The sequence below is a fragment of the Pseudomonas sp. OG7 genome, assembly GCF_014192825.1.
In the GTDB taxonomy this organism is placed as follows: Bacteria; Pseudomonadota; Gammaproteobacteria; order Pseudomonadales; family Pseudomonadaceae; genus Aquipseudomonas; species Aquipseudomonas monteilii.
Window position 1 is genome coordinate 397,430 of record NZ_JACHYK010000003.1, and the last position, 14,026, is coordinate 411,455.

Below are 14,026 nucleotides of genomic sequence, written 5' to 3' on the forward strand. Positions count from 1 at the left end.
AGACTGCGACAAAAAGCGACAAGGCTGATGGACAGCGGCTGGTGCGGGGGTTTGGGTGGGTATTCAGCAGGTTTATGGCCTGCCCGCGAAGAGGACGGGGAAGGAAAATAGAAACGCCCCGGCAGGCCGGGGCGTTCTGGGGATCACACGGAGTCTTTCAGGTTACCGAATACCCGACTGACGCAGCGCTGCTGGCTGGAAGTCAGCCTTGCTGGCACTGAAGCCGAAGTCGTAGGCACGCTTCTCTTCGTTCTTCATGCCCAAGGCCAGGTAACGACCCGACTGCAGGTCGTAAATGGCCTCCAGGGTGTACCAAGGCACCTCATTGTTGTAATACGGCTGGGAATGAGCTTCGGAAACGCGCCACAGCTGGTTGCGACCGTCGTACTGGTCGATCACCGCCGCCTGCCAGGTGTCTTCGTCGATGTAGAAGTCACGCTTGGCATAGATGTGGCGCTGGCCTGGCTTCAGGGTCGCGACCACATGCCACACGCGGCGCAGCTCGTAGCGGGCAAGGTCCTGGTTGATGTGCCCGGCCTTGATGATGTCGGTGTACTTCAGCTTGGGGTCGTCCAGCTTGAAGGCGTTGGAGGCGATGTACAGCTCTTTCTTGCCTTCCAGCTTCCAGTCGTAGCGGTCTGGCGCACCGTTGAACATGTCCAGGTTGTCGGAGGTACGCAAGCCATCGGCAGCGGTACCCGGGCCGTCATACGACACCTGCGGCGCCTGGCGCACACGGCGCTGGCCGGCGTTGTAGATCCACGCCTTGCGCGGTTCCTTCACCTGATCGAGGGTTTCGTGGACCAGCAGCACGGTACCGGCCAGGCGCGCAGGTGCGGTCACTTCCTGCTTGAAGTAGAACAGGATGTTGCCCGGGTTGTTCGGGTCGTAATCCTTCATCTTGTCGCGGAAGACGAACTGGTCGGAGAAGTACACCGGGTTGAACGAGCCGTTCTGCTGTGGCGTGGCCTGGGTTACCAGGCGGCTGACACTGCCCCCCCGGTAGCGGGTGATGTGGTTCCAGATCACCTCCAGGCCGGTTTTGGGGATCGGGAACGGCACAGCCGTGCGGAAGTTGTTCAGGCCGTTGCCGCCTTCCACCAGGGTGGTCTTGGTGGCGTTTTCCTTGATGGCCGCAAACACATCGGCCGGGACGGTTGAACCGCGATGGGTTTTGAATACCGGGATCTTGAAGGTGTCCGGGTAGCGCTTGAGCATGGCCAACTGGCCCGGCGAAAGCTTGTCCTTGTACTGGTCGGCGTTCTGCGCGGTGATGGTGAACAGCGGTTTTTCACTGCCATACGGGTCGGCCAAAAAGCCCTTGCCGTCGACGCTGCCCGCACTCTTCGACAGCGGCTCCCACGGGCCGATCGAGCCATCGGCGTTGCCGGCCTTCTCGGCGCCCATCGGGGTCAGGGTACTGCCCAGCTTGGCCGCCTCGTCGGCGGATACCGCAGCCATCACGCTGGTCGCCAGCAGGGACAGGCCCAGTACACCGGCTTGCAGCAGACTTCTGGTCTTGTTCATGTCGTGTCGTCCTGGATCTGTGTGCTTAGAAGTTCACGCCGAAGCTGAGCGCGACGAAGTCACGGTCATCCACAGTGGTGTACTTGCCATCGAAGAAGTTGGTGTACGACAGGCTCGCCGTGTAGGTGTTCTGGTACTCGGCGTCCAGGCCCAGGCTGACTGCCTTGCGGCCCTCCTCGAAGTTCGCACCAGGGCCTGGCGAGTAGCCAGACACGTCATGCGACCAGGCCACGCTCGGCTTCAGGTTCACCCCGGCGAAGACGTCGTTGTAGTCCCAGATGACGCGGGCGCGGTAACCCCAGGAAGTGCTGGTGGTGTAGCCGTCGTTCTCGCAGTTGCGGTTCAGGTTGGCAGTGGATGCCCCCGCACCAGCGCCTGCGATGGTGCTGGCATTGAGCGCCTGGCAGGTGTCTGCGCCACCAGTGGATGGCAATGGACCAGGGCCGAACACCGGGTCACGACCGTAACGCGTGTCGTGTGCGTTCTCCAGCCCGCCGACATGGGTGACACCCACTTCACCCACCACGGTCATCCGGCTGGCGCCCATCACCTGGTCGAAGAAGTGCGTCAGGGTGGTCTGGAATTGAGTGATCTCCTTACGGCGATACCCGTGCAGGTCTTCCCCTGGCGTACCGGTCAGCAGCGAGGCGTTGGTCAATGCACCGCCAATCGGACGCACACCCGCGAACAGGATATCGGTGGTATTCAGCTGCACCGGGGCATTCGGCCGGTAGCTGATTTCGCCGCTCCACGCGGTGCCGGTGGGCAACGTGGTGGAGAAGCTCAGGCCATACAGGCGGATATCTTCCGGGTATTCGACGAAATACTTCGAGTTACCCGCGACGATCAACGGCGCCAATGCACGCAGCTGCGCCGGCAGCGCGCTCAGCCCGGCAAATACCGAAGGCGAGGCGCCGGTGGCGCTGAAGATCGGCGCACGGCTGTGGTAGTTCATGAAATAGGCGCCAAATTCAGTGTCGAGCGGTTCGAACATGTAGCGCATGGCCACACCGAACTGGCCACTGTCCCGGGCGTCGCGGTCGGCGCCGCGCGCCACCATCACACCTTCTTCATTGATGTTTACGCCACGGGTGGCGAGGAACTGCTGGGCCGCAGCCGGCACTGTGCGGCTGCTGTTGAGCACACGCAGGTTGTCGGTACAGCCGTCGGCGATGATGTCCGGCTGAGAGAAGAAGGTGCCGCAGTTGTCGACAACCGTCTGGTCCCACTCGATCTGGTAGAAGGCTTCGGCCGACAGGTTGTCGGTCAGGCTTTGCGAGATGTAGAACATGTTGACCGGGATCAGGCCTTCCTTGATCTCGGCCCCTGGGCGGCGGAACGCCGATACGTCGATGGGGTTGATCGAGTTGATGCCGCCGCCGATGAAGGTACTTTCGCCCCAGCTCACCACCTGCTTGCCAAGCCGCACAGAGCCAGGCTGATCAGCGATGGAGTAGTTGTGGTACACGAAGGCGTCGAGCAACTGGGCGCCGGACGACTTGGCGCCTTCCTTGCGATTGGAGTCGCTGATGTCCTTGAACTCGCGGCTTTCGTCCTTGAGTTCGAAGTCATACCAATACTTGCCGCGCACGAACACACCGGTATCGCCGTACTTGAGCTCCAGGTCATGGATGCCCTTGAAGATCTTGGAGAAGGTTTCGCCCTTCTTGAAGTTCAGGTGGCCATCGTCGGAGGTCTGCGACAGGCCCTTGCCGCCGTTGTTGACACCGATCAGGTTCTTGTTGGGGTTGGCCGTCGACCAGCTGGCGCCGATGGAGAGCGAGGAGTCGAACTGGCCTTCGATTTCACCAATGTTGAAGCTGACAGCGAAAGCAGGACTTGCGAGCGTGGAAGCAAGGCTGACGGCCAGGGGCAACTTGGCCCGGCGCCAGAACAGGTTTGCAGATTTCATCGACGCTACTCCATGTACTTTTTTGTTATGGCAGTGAGTCCTTTCAAGAACGGCCCGAGCGACCGGTTTGCAGGTTTGCACCTGCGACGACACGGCTTGCGCGTGTCGCCCTCCCCCATTCCTGAAAATCCCCTGGCCCCGACTATAGCCAGCAAGGCACAGGCGCTTGATCCCTCTAAAGTGTGATTTGCGCTCCATGCCGCCAACTCGCTGCACTGTTGTCCCGGTTGCGGGCTGGCAGTGCTAAAGGATGGCGCATTTCAGCCGTTTGGCAAGGCGTGAAGGCCTCTAGCGTGCGGGTCGCGTTCTGGCGTTCGCGACCCGCACGGCGGTTACAGGGTGGAAAGGAAGGCGCTGTTGCTGGCTTGCCACTGGACGATGTCCTGGCGGATGCGTTTCTTGTCGAGCTTACCGACACTGGTCTTGGGAACTTCAGTAACAACGGCGATCTGGCTAGGAATCGCCCACTTGTTGATGTGCCCTTGCTCGACGAACGGTTTGAGGTGTTCCTTGAGCGCCTTGGCATCGATGGCCTGGCCGTCGCGCACCACCAGCAGGGCAAACGGGCGCTCGCCCCACTGCGGGTCGGCCACTCCGACCACCGCCACTTCACGTACGGCCGGGTGGCGGCTGATCAGGTCTTCCAGATCGAGTGAGGAAATCCACTCGCCACCGGTCTTGATCACATCCTTGATACGGTCACGGATGTCGATGTAGCCCATGCCGTCGAGGGTGGCGACGTCACCGGTGTGGAGCCAGCCGCCCTGCCACAGCTCCTCGCTCTTCTCCGGCTCCTTGAAATAACCCATGGTCAGCCACGGCGCACGCAGCACCAACTCGCCCTGGGTCTCGCCATCCGACGGAAGGAAGTTGCCGTCGCCATCGACAATCGCCGCTTCGACCAGTGGCACCGGCACGCCGGCCTTGATGCGGTAGGTGATGCGCTCGTCTTCGCTACCGGCCTGCAGTTCGTCGTTCAGGTGCGCGGCGGATATCAGCGGGCAGGTCTCGGACATGCCGTACGCTGCGGTTAGCTGGATACCCCGGGCCAGGGCTGCCTGGTACAACGAGCGGTTGAGCGCGCTGCCGCCGATGATGATCTTCCAGCCGCCGAAGTCCTGGCCCTGCGAGGTCGGGCAGTTGAGCAGCATCTGCAGAATGGTCGGCACACAATGAGAGAACGTGACCTTCTCCTCGCGCCACAGCTTGACCAGCATGTCTGGCTCGTAGCGTCCCGGGTACACCTGCTTCATACCGAGCATGGTGGCGGCGTAGGGGATGCCCCAGGCATGCACATGGAACATCGGGGTGATGGGCATGTACACGTCGTTGCTGCCCAGCAGGCGCACGCTGTCGATACTGCCGGTGACCGAAGCCTCGGCCAGCGTGTGCAGCACCAGTTGCCGGTGGGTGAAATACACGCCCTTGGGGTTGCCGGTGGTGCCAGTGGTGTAGAAGGTGGTGGCCACCGAATTTTCGTCGAAGTCGGGGAAATCGTAGTGCGGGCTGGCAGCGGCCAGCAATTGCTCGTATTCGCCCACCAGATCGGGTAGCTCGGCGGTCTTGTTCGGGCCATCGGTCAGCAGCAGGGTCTTGTCGACGGTGGTCAGCTGCCCGGCAATACCCTGGTAGAGGCCGACGAAATCACTGTTGACCAGCACCACGCGGTCTTCGGCGTGGTTCATGGTGTAGAGGATCTGCTCGGGCGACAGCCGCACGTTGATGGTGTGCACCACGGCGCCGATCATCGGGATAGCGAACATGCATTCCAGGTAGCGGTGGCTGTCCCAGTCCATCACCGCCACGGTGTCACCGGCCTTTACTCCGGCCTCAGTCAGCACATTGGCCAGGCGTGCAATACGTTCGTTGAGCTGTGGATATGTCAGCCGCAACTGGTCGCGATAGACGATTTCACGGGTCTTTTCATAGCGGCTACCGGACATCAGCAGGCGCTTGATCAGCAGTGGGTAGGCGTAGGCGCCCTCGGCGGGCTTGATGATGCGGGTCTGCAACATGGGTATCCCTTTTCTGAAAAGCGAGCCGGACAGGTCTGACAACTACTGTAGTGCGGCAATGTGACGGCTAAATCAGCCGAAGGAATGATTTGCGAGCCAAAGGTATGAGTGGCAGGCGTTGACGGGCGGTAACCCCGGGCTAGACACTGCGCCTGTAGACGCGGGCGTACCCGCGAATGGCCATAACACCAATACCCCGCCCTGCCACCGGAGCCCCCCATGCCCAGCCCGCGTCGCGCCGTGTTTCTCGATCACCAGTCCCTGGACCTTGGCGACCTCGACCTCTCGCCCCTGAAGCAGCAGTTCGATGAATTCGAACTGTTCGCCGCCACCCGTCCCGACCAGGTGGCAGAGCGCCTGCAAGGCGCGGTCGCCGTGGTTAGCAACAAGGTAATGCTCGACGCCCCCACCCTGGCCGCCAACCCGCAGCTCAAGCTGATCCTGGTGGCCGCCACCGGCACCAACAATGTCGACCTGGCAGCGGCGCGCGCCCAAGGCATTACCGTCTGCAACTGCCAGGGTTACGGCACGCCGTCCGTCGCACAGCACACCCTCGCCCTGCTGCTGGCCCTGGCCACCCGCCTGTGCGACTACAACCAGGCCGTAGCCGACGGCCAATGGGCCAAGGCCAGCCAGTTCTGCCTGCTGGACTTCCCCATCGTCGAGCTGGAGGGCAAAACCCTCGGCCTGCTCGGTCACGGCGAGCTCGGCGGCGCGGTGGCGCGGCTGGCCGAAGCCTTCGGCATGCGCGTGCTGAGCGGGCAGATTCCCGGCCGGCCGGAACGTGACGACCGCCTGCCACTGGACGAACTACTGCCGCAAGTGGACGCCCTGACGCTGCATTGCCCACTGAACGAGCACACCCGGCATATGCTCGGTGCCCGCGAACTGGCCCTGCTCAAGCCCAATGCGCTGGTGGTCAACACTGCCCGTGGCGGCCTGATCGACGAACAGGCGTTGGCCGACGCCCTGCGCCAGGGCCACTTGGGCGGCGCGGCAACCGATGTGTTGAGTGTGGAGCCGCCGGTCAACGGCAACCCGCTGCTCGAACCGGGCATCCCGCGCCTGATCATCACCCCGCACAGCGCCTGGGGTGCGGTAGAGTCGCGCCAGCGTATCGTCGGCCAGCTCAGCGAGAACGCCCAGGCCTTCTTTGACGGGCAGCCACGCCGCGTGGTCTGCTGAGCCCGGCGCCCGCCTCTGCTACACTGCGCCACTTTTTTCCAGGAGGCGTCGTTCATGGACCCGCGCAGTGAAGTGTTGCTCCGCCAGGCAGAGCTGTTCCAGGGGCCGCTGCTGATCGCTGGCGCCCCCGCCGACGGCCTGCTCGCCCAATTGCCACAGGCCAAGGCCTGGACTTGGCATGCCGGCGATCAGGCCATGCTCGACAGCCGCTTCGCCGGCCGCAGCCATTACGGGGTAGAGCTGCCTGAAATGGCATTCGACAGCGCCGTGCTGTTCCTGCCCAAGTCCCGTGAGCTGGCGGCCTACCTGCTGAATGCCCTGGCATCGCGCCTGGCCGGCCGTGAGCTGTACCTGGTCGGCGAAAAACGCGGCGGCATCGAAGGTGCGGCCAAGCAACTGCAAGCCTTTGGCAAACCGCGCAAGCTCGACAGCGCCCGCCACTGCCAGCTGTGGCAAGTGACCATCGAGCACGCCCCCGATGCCAAGCCGCTGGCAAGCCTGGCCGAGCACTTCGAGCTGGCGCTGGAAGACGGCCCCTTGCAGGTGGTCAGCCTGCCGGGCGTATTCAGCCACGGCCGCCTCGACCGCGGTACTGCCCTGCTGCTCAAGCACCTCGACGGCCTGCCAGGCGGCCATGTGCTGGACTTCGGCTGCGGCGCAGGGATATTGGGCGCCACGGTCAAGCGCCGTTATCCACAAAGCCGGGTAACGCTGCTGGATGTGGACGCCTTCGCGGTTGAGGCCAGTCGTCTGACACTGGCTGCCAACGGCCTGGAGGGTGAGGTGATCAGCGGTGATGGCATTGATGCGGCACCTGCCGAGCTGAGCCTGATTCTGAGCAACCCACCGTTCCATACCGGGGTGCACACCAATTACCAGGCCTCGGAGAACTTGCTGAAAAAATCTGCCGCTCATCTGCGAAAAGGAGGCGAAATGCGCTTGGTCGCCAACAGCTTCCTGCGCTACCAACCGCTGATCGAAGGGGCACTGGGCAACTGCCAGGTACGCGACGAGGCAGACGGCTTCCGTATCTACCAGGCAACCCACGGATAAAAAACAGCGCTTGCCGAAAGCGTTTTGCCTAGGCAGAATCCGCACCGTCCTAGGGGAGTAGTCTCCCGCGAGCGCACTGCTCGCCCGGTACGCGTCAACATACTTGGTCCACAGACCATGGCGCGTGCGACCCACCATGCCAGCCTGCATGGAGAGATCCGCGTAGACGGATCCCGGGTTTGACAAGACCTATGACACGCACACCTTACCCGGGGCGGGGAGGCTGTACGTGTCATAGCCGTGTCGACCCGCCCCCGTAGGAATCCTGATGCTGGAATCTCTGTTGGTCCCCACCGCTATCGTTGCCTTGGCCGAAATCGGCGACAAGACGCAACTGCTCGCTCTCATTCTTGCTGCCCGCTTCCGCAAGCCTTGGCCGATCATCGCCGGCATCATCGCCGCCACCCTGGCCAACCATGCTGCAGCCGGTGCCGTGGGCGCATGGTTCGGCAGCTTCTTCAGCGACTCGGCCCTGCACTGGATCCTGGCCGCGAGCTTTACCGCCACCGCGCTGTGGACACTGGTACCGGACAAGATGGATGAAGACGAAAACCACGCACGTCGCTTCGGGCCGTTCCTGACCACGCTGATCGCGTTCTTCCTGGCCGAAATCGGTGACAAGACCCAGGTTGCAACCGTGATGCTGGCTGCGCAGTATCCGCACCTGATCATGGTCATTATCGGGACCACGCTGGGCATGCTGATTGCCAACGTGCCGGTGGTTCTGGCGGGTAACTTCGCGGCAGACAAGCTGCCCCTGACGCTGATTCGTCGCCTGGCGGCCACGGCGTTCTTCGTGCTGGCGATCGTGGCCGTGTACTCGGCGATGAAGGCCAGTGGCTGGATCGGCTAACTGAAAAAAAGAGGGGCACAAGGCCGCTCCTACAGGGGATGGCGTACCGTTGTAGGAGCGGCCTTGTGCCGCGAAAGGGCTGCAAAGCAGCCCCCTTGCGGTCTTACTGCTTGGCCGCAGCCTGATACAGCGGCATCACCTTCGGAATCGCCGCCTGCAGCGAAGCGATACGGCTTTCAGAAGCCGGGTGAGTGCTCATGAACTCTGGTGGCGCGCCTTCGGAAGCCTTGCTCATCTTGTTCCACAAGGTGATCGCAGCATTCGGGTCGTAACCGGCGCGGGCCGACAGTTCCAGGCCGATCAGGTCGGCTTCGTTCTCGTTGGCCCGGCTGTTGGGCAAGGTCATGGAGTAGTTCACCACGGCATCGGCCATGGCCATGCTGCCCTCGCCCAGGCCCAAGAGGGCACCGGCACCCTGACGGGCCATTTGCACGCCATAGGCCTTGGACATCGCCTCGCGGCTGTGCTCACGCAGGGCGTGAGCAATTTCATGCCCCACCACGGCGGCAATTTCTGCATCGGTGAGCTTGAGCTGATCGATCAGCCCGGTGTAGACGATGATCTTGCCGCCCGGGCCGCAGTTGGCGTTCAGTTCGTCGCTTTTTATCACGTTGACTTCCCAGTTCCACTGCGCGGCATCCGGGCGGAACTTGGGCGCCTGGGCGATCAGGCGGTTGGCGATGACCTGCACGCGTTTGGCATCGGCGCTGGACTTGTCGAGCACACCCTTGCTCGACGCTTCGCCCAAGGTCTGCTGGTACGACTGGGCGTACATCTGGTTGACCTCATCGGTCGAAAGCATGCTGAACATGTACTGCTGGCGCTGCACGCCGACAGCACCACCGCTGGTGGTGTTCACCGCCTGGCAGCCGGCCAGCAGGATTCCAGCACTCAACAGGCTGACAACAAAAGACTTACGCATGAAAACACTCCCTATCCACATGCGGCGTATCCTAGGCCGACTCGCCTGTGGCTGCCATAGCCGCAGGGAAGATTTTATCGACCAGCGCATCAGGCTGGAGTCAGGCACTCCGGCGCATCCAGCTTCGGGTCATTGACGAAATTGGCCAGGGCCCGCTCACGCAGCTGTGCCGCAGGGCTGGCCAGCAACTCGTGCAAGCGGGTAACCGGCGTGTCCGGGTCGAGCCAGGCTGCCTGCCCTGCCTCATCCAGTATCAGCGGTCGACGCTGGTTCATGGCCGCCTGGGTCACCACCGCACAGCTAAGCCACACCTGATCCTGCACGGGATAGGCCTCCCACACCGCAGCAAAGTACAGCGACGAGCCCTCCCCCGGGGTCAACCAGTACGGGCGTTTACGCACGCTGCCACGCCATTCGTAAAAGCCGTTGGCCGGCATCAGGCAGCGGCGCTGGCGAAACGCCTCGCGGAACATGGGTTGCTCGGCCAGCGTTTCGGCGCGGGCATGGGCGGGGGTGCGGGACAGGTCGGTAAGCCAGGCCGGGGTCAGCCCCCAGCGCGCCTTGGCCAGTTGCTGCTGGCCGTCGAGCTGGCGCTGGATCAGCACCGTGGCACCGGGAGCAATGTTCCATTGGGCCGGCTGGCCTTCGGGAAAACCAGGCAGGCTGGCCAGCGCCTGGGGCCAGCGAAACAGGGCGTAACGTCCACACATGGGCGAATTCAGAACCTAGCAGATCAAGGTACCGGGGAAACTCTCCGGTTCGTCGCCAACCAGTGGCTGGGCATCATTGTACGCATCGATCAGCCGCCGTGCGTACTCGGCCTGCTCATCCGCTACCGCAAGCCCCAACAAGCCTTGCATCGGCAACTCGCCCACACCGCCCATCAGGTCACGGCCCACCAGTTGAACATCGACACCCTCACTGGCCAGCATCCCGATCAGCATTTCGGCTTCGAGCAGGCTTTCAGGTTCATAGATCCGCCGCATCAGTCGTTCTCACCGAAGACATCCAGCATCCACTCCTCGCCATGAACCTGCAGTACGAAGCGGATAGGCTTGCAGCATACCTGGCAGTCCTCGATGTACTCCTGATCGCCGCCGGACAGGTCCACCGTGGTTTCGACTTCTTCGCCACAATAAGGGCAATCGTAGATCGCAGTTTCCAGCATCGCGGCCTCCGGGGTGACTTATGCGTATAATTGCCGGTCTGTTTACAGGGCCAGTGTGTGTCCGAGCCGTTTTTCGGAGCCCGCCCTTACCTTATTACCCTAGCCGTTTCCAACAAGAGAGCATGATGGGCGAATTCGATGCCATCCGACCGTACGACGACGCTGAGGTCCCTGCCGTTCTGGCACGCCTGCTCAGCGACCCGGCATTCCTCGATATCCTCACCCACTTCCGCTTCCCGCGTGCGGCCGGTGCTCTCGGCTGGTTGCTCAAACCGCTGATTGCCCGCCGCCTGCGCAAGGAATTCGCCGGCGTCACCTGCGTTTCCACCTTGCAGGACAAAGTCGAGTACTACGTCGACCAGACTATCGACCGTGCCACCGACGGCGTCACCTATTCCGGCGTAGAGCAGCTCAAGGCCGGCACTGCCTACCTGTTCCTGGCCAACCACCGTGACATCGTCATGGACCCCGCCTTCGTCAACTACGCGGTGTACCATGCCGGCCTGCCCACGCCGCGCATCGCCATTGGTGACAACCTGCTGCAAAAGCCCTTTGTCAGCGACATGATGCGCCTGAACAAAAGCTTCATCGTGCACCGTTCGATCAGCGGGCGCCGCGAGAAGCTGGCGGCTTACCAGTTGCTCTCGGCCTACATCAACCACTCGATCCGCAACGATGCCACCTCGATCTGGATCGCCCAGGCCGAAGGGCGGGCCAAGGACGGTGACGACCGTACCGACTCGGCGATCCTCAAGATGTTCCACATGAGCCGCAAGGACGAGCCGTTCGGCGCGGTGATCCAGAGCCTTAACCTGACGCCCGTGTCGATCAGCTACGAATACGACCCCTGCGACCAGGCCAAGGCCCGCGAGCTTTACATCCGCGCCACCACCGGCACCTACAAGAAAGCGCCGGGCGAGGATGACAACAGCATCGCCAAGGGCATTACCGGCTACAAGGGCCGGGTGCATATCAATTTCGCCCCACCGGTGACCGAATACCACGAGGATACCAAGCAGCTGGCGGCGGAAATCGACCGGCAGATCCTGGGTGGCTACCGACTATTCCCGGTGCATTACCTGGCGTATGCGATGTGGGAGGGCAAGGACGAGGCCCTGCAGGTGCCGAGTGCCGAGAAAGTGTTCCCGGCCGATGAGTTGGCCAAGGCCAAGGAAGAATGGCAGCGCCGCCTGGATGCCTGCCCTGAAGAGCAGCGGCCTTACCTGGTGTTGCAGTATGCGACGCCGGTGCGTAACCAGTACCAGGTGCGGCAACAGGCACCTGTAGCCTGACAGATTGTCGGGGCCGCTTTGCGGCCCCATTCAGTCAAACCCAGGTACTGAGCCAGGACAGCAGCAACGCCATCGCCAGACACGAAAAACCGAGAATATAGAAGTAGCGCGGCACTCGGAGGTCGAACGCATCCACCACGCCCTCGTCCACCGCCATGTATTCACGGGTCTCGGCATCACGCCGCCGAGCACTGTGCAGCAGCAACCCACCTGGACACGTCAGCAGCAGCGCCAGCAGGTTGATCCACTTGGCGGGGTGGGCGGACAGAAACCCCCAGAGCACTTGCAAGGACATCAGGCGACCTCGGTGTGAGCAGCAACAAAGGCCCGCATTTTACCCAAGTCGCACCCGCGCACCCGCCTTGGACGACAAAGTGTCATTAAATTTCATCTGTCATTAGCTCGTCATCAGAACAGGCCACCCTATCGGCCTTTCATGACCCGGAGCTTGTTCATGTTGCACGCCGAAAACCAGGACCGCCTTTACCTCGTCGCCCAGAGCGATGAACAACAGGCGCTGATCGATGGTTTTGCCATCAACGTGCAGGACCGCCAATGGCTCGTCTACTGTGCGCTAGGTGGGCATGTGCACGAAGACTTGCCCGAAGTGGATGCCGGAACCGGCTTCAGCCTGCTGGATTTCCACATAGAAGCGGCTTGAACCTGTACAGACAAAAAAACCGCTGCCTGGCACCCAGGCAGCGGTTTCTTTTTATTGCTGAAGGCTTACTGCCCCAGTACCTGCCCGATGGTCGGGTCTTTGAACATACGGGTCAACGCATCGCTCAGCACATCACCCACCAGTTGGGTGTTGGTGTCCTGGTTCGGCGCCATGCCGAAACGCTGGTCCAGCGAAGCACCGTAACGGCCGCTGTAGCTGCGGCCGCCGTTGCGCACGTCGGCACGGAAGGTGGCGCCGATGGTGGCTTCGGTCACGTACAGGTTGTCTTTGGGCGACTGGTATTTCAGCTCGGCCAGGGTCACGGTCAGCTGCGGTGTGTTATAGGCATTTGGCGTCGGGGTGAAGCCGAGCAGGCGCACGGCAGCTTCGGCCTGGGCTTGCAGCTTGGGCACCACGTCGTTACCGCTGACGCTGATGGTGCTGGTTTCGGGGTACATGCCACCACGGGTACCCAGGGACTGCGAAGCCCGGCCGTCAACCACCCGGACCACCACCGGCTGGCCATGGCCGACCGGCGTGAGCTGGGCCTTGAGCGTGGGTTGCGGGTTGAGTTGTTGCGGGCTGTGGGCACAACCGACCAGGCTGAGGCTGGCCACGGCGATCAAACCGAACAACAGACGTTGCAACATGCGCGTTTCTCCAGAAAATGCGGCTAAGGCGCACAGTATACCTAGGCACGCATCGACCAGTCATCGGTCCGGCCCGCTTGTCACAATCGTTTCATGGCCTCGCCCTTATCCTCGCGCCAAGCCCTCACGCAAAGGACTCCTCGTCATGGCCTCGCTCTGGACGCTGCTCTTCCAACGCCCGCGCCACCATGCCTATGCCCGCCTCGATGCCCACGGCAAATGCGTGGCCTTCAAGCAATGCAGCCAGGCACCCAACGGCAGCGACTGGGTCCAGATTGGTGAAACCCGGTTGGCCTGGCTGGGCCACGAACTGCCTGCCGACGCCCGGGTTTGCGCCCGCGCAAGCCGCCGCTGGCACCAGCGCATCCTCGCGGCCTGACAAACGCTGCAATAAAAACCACGAATGGCGACATTTCTGCCCGCGACATCGCTATAATCTCCCCCCGATTATAAGGACGTCTCCTGATCGGGCCCCGCACTCGCCGATTGACCCCGGCAACTTCACCGCTTCGCCCACAGAGAGCCTTCCACTCAGGTCTTGCATCGGCTGTCGTGCCTGCTTTTCCGGCCCTTCACACTGCATGAACCTGCGGGTTGCCATCGCGCAGTCCCCCTTTGAGGTTCACGTCTCCAAAAGAGCGTGAAAAAACGGTTTTCACAACTTCACAAGAGTGTGGCGAGCAAATGAACAGTCTGGCATGTGCAAAAGCGGCAGATGTGTCCCGAACAGCCCTGAACAGGCGGCAAATGCGCTCATCCCGTATGAGTGTCTGAACCGTTCCATAACG

At 62.2% G+C, this 14,026-nt stretch carries 15 protein-coding genes and 1 riboswitch; of the genes, 6 read left to right on the forward strand and 9 right to left on the reverse strand.

All coding sequences use genetic code 11. The features are described from left to right. Positions 1 to 162: 162 nt before the first annotated feature. The 3 genes from FHW75_RS09895 to FHW75_RS09905 all read right to left on the reverse strand — a co-directional run bounded on the left by FHW75_RS09895 (position 163) and on the right by FHW75_RS09905 (position 5,454). On the reverse strand, positions 163 to 1,527 hold the full coding sequence (locus tag FHW75_RS09895; protein WP_019099594.1) for a DUF1329 domain-containing protein: 1,365 nt from the start codon (positions 1,525 to 1,527) through the stop codon (positions 163 to 165). A 25-nt stretch (positions 1,528 to 1,552) separates the two neighbouring features. Next, complete coding sequence (locus FHW75_RS09900) at positions 1,553 to 3,439, reverse strand: DUF1302 domain-containing protein (RefSeq protein ID WP_016713279.1); 1,887 nt, start codon at positions 3,437 to 3,439, stop codon at positions 1,553 to 1,555. Positions 3,440 to 3,771: 332 nt separating this feature from the next. Continuing rightward, complete coding sequence (locus FHW75_RS09905; RefSeq protein ID WP_183673558.1) at positions 3,772 to 5,454, reverse strand: fatty acid--CoA ligase; 1,683 nt, start codon at positions 5,452 to 5,454, stop codon at positions 3,772 to 3,774. 219 nt (positions 5,455 to 5,673) lie between these two features. Between FHW75_RS09905 and FHW75_RS09910 the strand changes: the two genes are divergently transcribed. The 3 genes from FHW75_RS09910 (at position 5,674) to FHW75_RS09920 (ending at position 8,545) form a co-directional block, all read left to right on the forward strand. Beyond that, entirely contained in the window at positions 5,674 to 6,639 is a 966-nt protein-coding gene (locus FHW75_RS09910) for a 2-hydroxyacid dehydrogenase (protein WP_027609752.1), read from the forward strand. A 54-nt stretch (positions 6,640 to 6,693) separates the two neighbouring features. After that, positions 6,694 to 7,692 carry a class I SAM-dependent methyltransferase gene (locus FHW75_RS09915; RefSeq protein WP_183673559.1) on the forward strand — a complete coding sequence of 333 codons (999 nt, stop codon included), beginning with the start codon at positions 6,694 to 6,696 and terminating at the stop codon, positions 7,690 to 7,692. A 40-nt stretch (positions 7,693 to 7,732) separates the two neighbouring features. Then, a riboswitch (yybP-ykoY riboswitch) is annotated at positions 7,733 to 7,872 on the forward strand. An 88-nt stretch (positions 7,873 to 7,960) separates the two neighbouring features. After that, complete coding sequence (locus FHW75_RS09920) at positions 7,961 to 8,545, forward strand: TMEM165/GDT1 family protein (protein WP_183673561.1); 585 nt, start codon at positions 7,961 to 7,963, stop codon at positions 8,543 to 8,545. Positions 8,546 to 8,648: 103 nt separating this feature from the next. Here FHW75_RS09920 and FHW75_RS09925 read toward each other — a convergent pair whose 3' ends face one another. The 4 genes from FHW75_RS09925 to FHW75_RS09940 all read right to left on the reverse strand — a co-directional run bounded on the left by FHW75_RS09925 (position 8,649) and on the right by FHW75_RS09940 (position 10,635). Further along, positions 8,649 to 9,467 (reverse strand): M48 family metallopeptidase, encoded by an 819-nt coding sequence (locus FHW75_RS09925; RefSeq protein ID WP_019099796.1) that lies wholly within the window; start codon positions 9,465 to 9,467, stop codon positions 8,649 to 8,651. 89 nt (positions 9,468 to 9,556) lie between these two features. Next, a complete protein-coding gene (locus FHW75_RS09930) occupies positions 9,557 to 10,177 on the reverse strand; it encodes an SOS response-associated peptidase (protein WP_019099797.1) in 621 nt (206 codons plus the stop codon). Positions 10,178 to 10,192: 15 nt separating this feature from the next. Next, entirely contained in the window at positions 10,193 to 10,453 is a 261-nt protein-coding gene (locus FHW75_RS09935; RefSeq protein ID WP_016713286.1) for a putative signal transducing protein, read from the reverse strand. Further along, complete coding sequence (locus FHW75_RS09940; RefSeq protein WP_012270508.1) at positions 10,453 to 10,635, reverse strand: CPXCG motif-containing cysteine-rich protein; 183 nt, start codon at positions 10,633 to 10,635, stop codon at positions 10,453 to 10,455. The genes FHW75_RS09935 and FHW75_RS09940 overlap by 1 nt, the downstream gene beginning before the upstream one ends. Before the next feature lie 122 nt (positions 10,636 to 10,757). Between FHW75_RS09940 and FHW75_RS09945 the strand changes: the two genes are divergently transcribed. Then, complete coding sequence (locus FHW75_RS09945; RefSeq protein WP_161751628.1) at positions 10,758 to 11,927, forward strand: 1-acyl-sn-glycerol-3-phosphate acyltransferase; 1,170 nt, start codon at positions 10,758 to 10,760, stop codon at positions 11,925 to 11,927. A 34-nt stretch (positions 11,928 to 11,961) separates the two neighbouring features. On the opposite strand, the gene FHW75_RS09950 is transcribed toward FHW75_RS09945, so the two are convergent. Then, positions 11,962 to 12,222, reverse strand: coding sequence for a hypothetical protein (locus FHW75_RS09950; protein WP_019099798.1), 261 nt, complete (start codon positions 12,220 to 12,222; stop codon positions 11,962 to 11,964). 159 nt (positions 12,223 to 12,381) lie between these two features. On the opposite strand from FHW75_RS09950, the gene FHW75_RS09955 reads away from it, so the two are divergent. Further along, entirely contained in the window at positions 12,382 to 12,588 is a 207-nt protein-coding gene (locus tag FHW75_RS09955) for a hypothetical protein (RefSeq protein WP_003247353.1), read from the forward strand. 65 nt (positions 12,589 to 12,653) lie between these two features. Here FHW75_RS09955 and FHW75_RS09960 read toward each other — a convergent pair whose 3' ends face one another. Further along, a complete protein-coding gene (locus tag FHW75_RS09960; protein ID WP_183673563.1) occupies positions 12,654 to 13,238 on the reverse strand; it encodes a YajG family lipoprotein in 585 nt (194 codons plus the stop codon). A gap of 145 nt (positions 13,239 to 13,383) precedes the next feature. Between FHW75_RS09960 and FHW75_RS09965 the strand changes: the two genes are divergently transcribed. Beyond that, positions 13,384 to 13,617 (forward strand): hypothetical protein, encoded by a 234-nt coding sequence (locus FHW75_RS09965; RefSeq protein ID WP_016713290.1) that lies wholly within the window; start codon positions 13,384 to 13,386, stop codon positions 13,615 to 13,617. The last annotated feature ends 409 nt before the right edge of the window (positions 13,618 to 14,026 follow it).

Excerpts from the sequence above, each read along its gene's own strand:
- FHW75_RS09955 (WP_003247353.1), top strand. The coding sequence starts at position 12,382 with ATGTTGCACGCCGAAAACCAGGACCGCCTTTACCTCGTCGCCCAGAGC.
- FHW75_RS09950 (WP_019099798.1), bottom strand. The coding sequence starts at position 12,222 with ATGTCCTTGCAAGTGCTCTGGGGGTTTCTGTCCGCCCACCCCGCCAAG.
- FHW75_RS09925 (WP_019099796.1), bottom strand. The coding sequence starts at position 9,467 with ATGCGTAAGTCTTTTGTTGTCAGCCTGTTGAGTGCTGGAATCCTGCTG.
- FHW75_RS09900 (WP_016713279.1), bottom strand. The coding sequence starts at position 3,439 with ATGAAATCTGCAAACCTGTTCTGGCGCCGGGCCAAGTTGCCCCTGGCC.
- FHW75_RS09920 (WP_183673561.1), top strand. The coding sequence starts at position 7,961 with ATGCTGGAATCTCTGTTGGTCCCCACCGCTATCGTTGCCTTGGCCGAA.
- FHW75_RS09935 (WP_016713286.1), bottom strand. The coding sequence starts at position 10,453 with ATGCGGCGGATCTATGAACCTGAAAGCCTGCTCGAAGCCGAAATGCTG.
- FHW75_RS09940 (WP_012270508.1), bottom strand. The coding sequence starts at position 10,635 with ATGCTGGAAACTGCGATCTACGATTGCCCTTATTGTGGCGAAGAAGTC.
- FHW75_RS09960 (WP_183673563.1), bottom strand. The coding sequence starts at position 13,238 with ATGTTGCAACGTCTGTTGTTCGGTTTGATCGCCGTGGCCAGCCTCAGC.
- FHW75_RS09915 (WP_183673559.1), top strand. The coding sequence starts at position 6,694 with ATGGACCCGCGCAGTGAAGTGTTGCTCCGCCAGGCAGAGCTGTTCCAG.
- FHW75_RS09895 (WP_019099594.1), bottom strand. The coding sequence starts at position 1,527 with ATGAACAAGACCAGAAGTCTGCTGCAAGCCGGTGTACTGGGCCTGTCC.
- FHW75_RS09945 (WP_161751628.1), top strand. The coding sequence starts at position 10,758 with ATGATGGGCGAATTCGATGCCATCCGACCGTACGACGACGCTGAGGTC.
- FHW75_RS09905 (WP_183673558.1), bottom strand. The coding sequence starts at position 5,454 with ATGTTGCAGACCCGCATCATCAAGCCCGCCGAGGGCGCCTACGCCTAC.
- FHW75_RS09930 (WP_019099797.1), bottom strand. The coding sequence starts at position 10,177 with ATGTGTGGACGTTACGCCCTGTTTCGCTGGCCCCAGGCGCTGGCCAGC.
- FHW75_RS09965 (WP_016713290.1), top strand. The coding sequence starts at position 13,384 with ATGGCCTCGCTCTGGACGCTGCTCTTCCAACGCCCGCGCCACCATGCC.
- FHW75_RS09910 (WP_027609752.1), top strand. The coding sequence starts at position 5,674 with ATGCCCAGCCCGCGTCGCGCCGTGTTTCTCGATCACCAGTCCCTGGAC.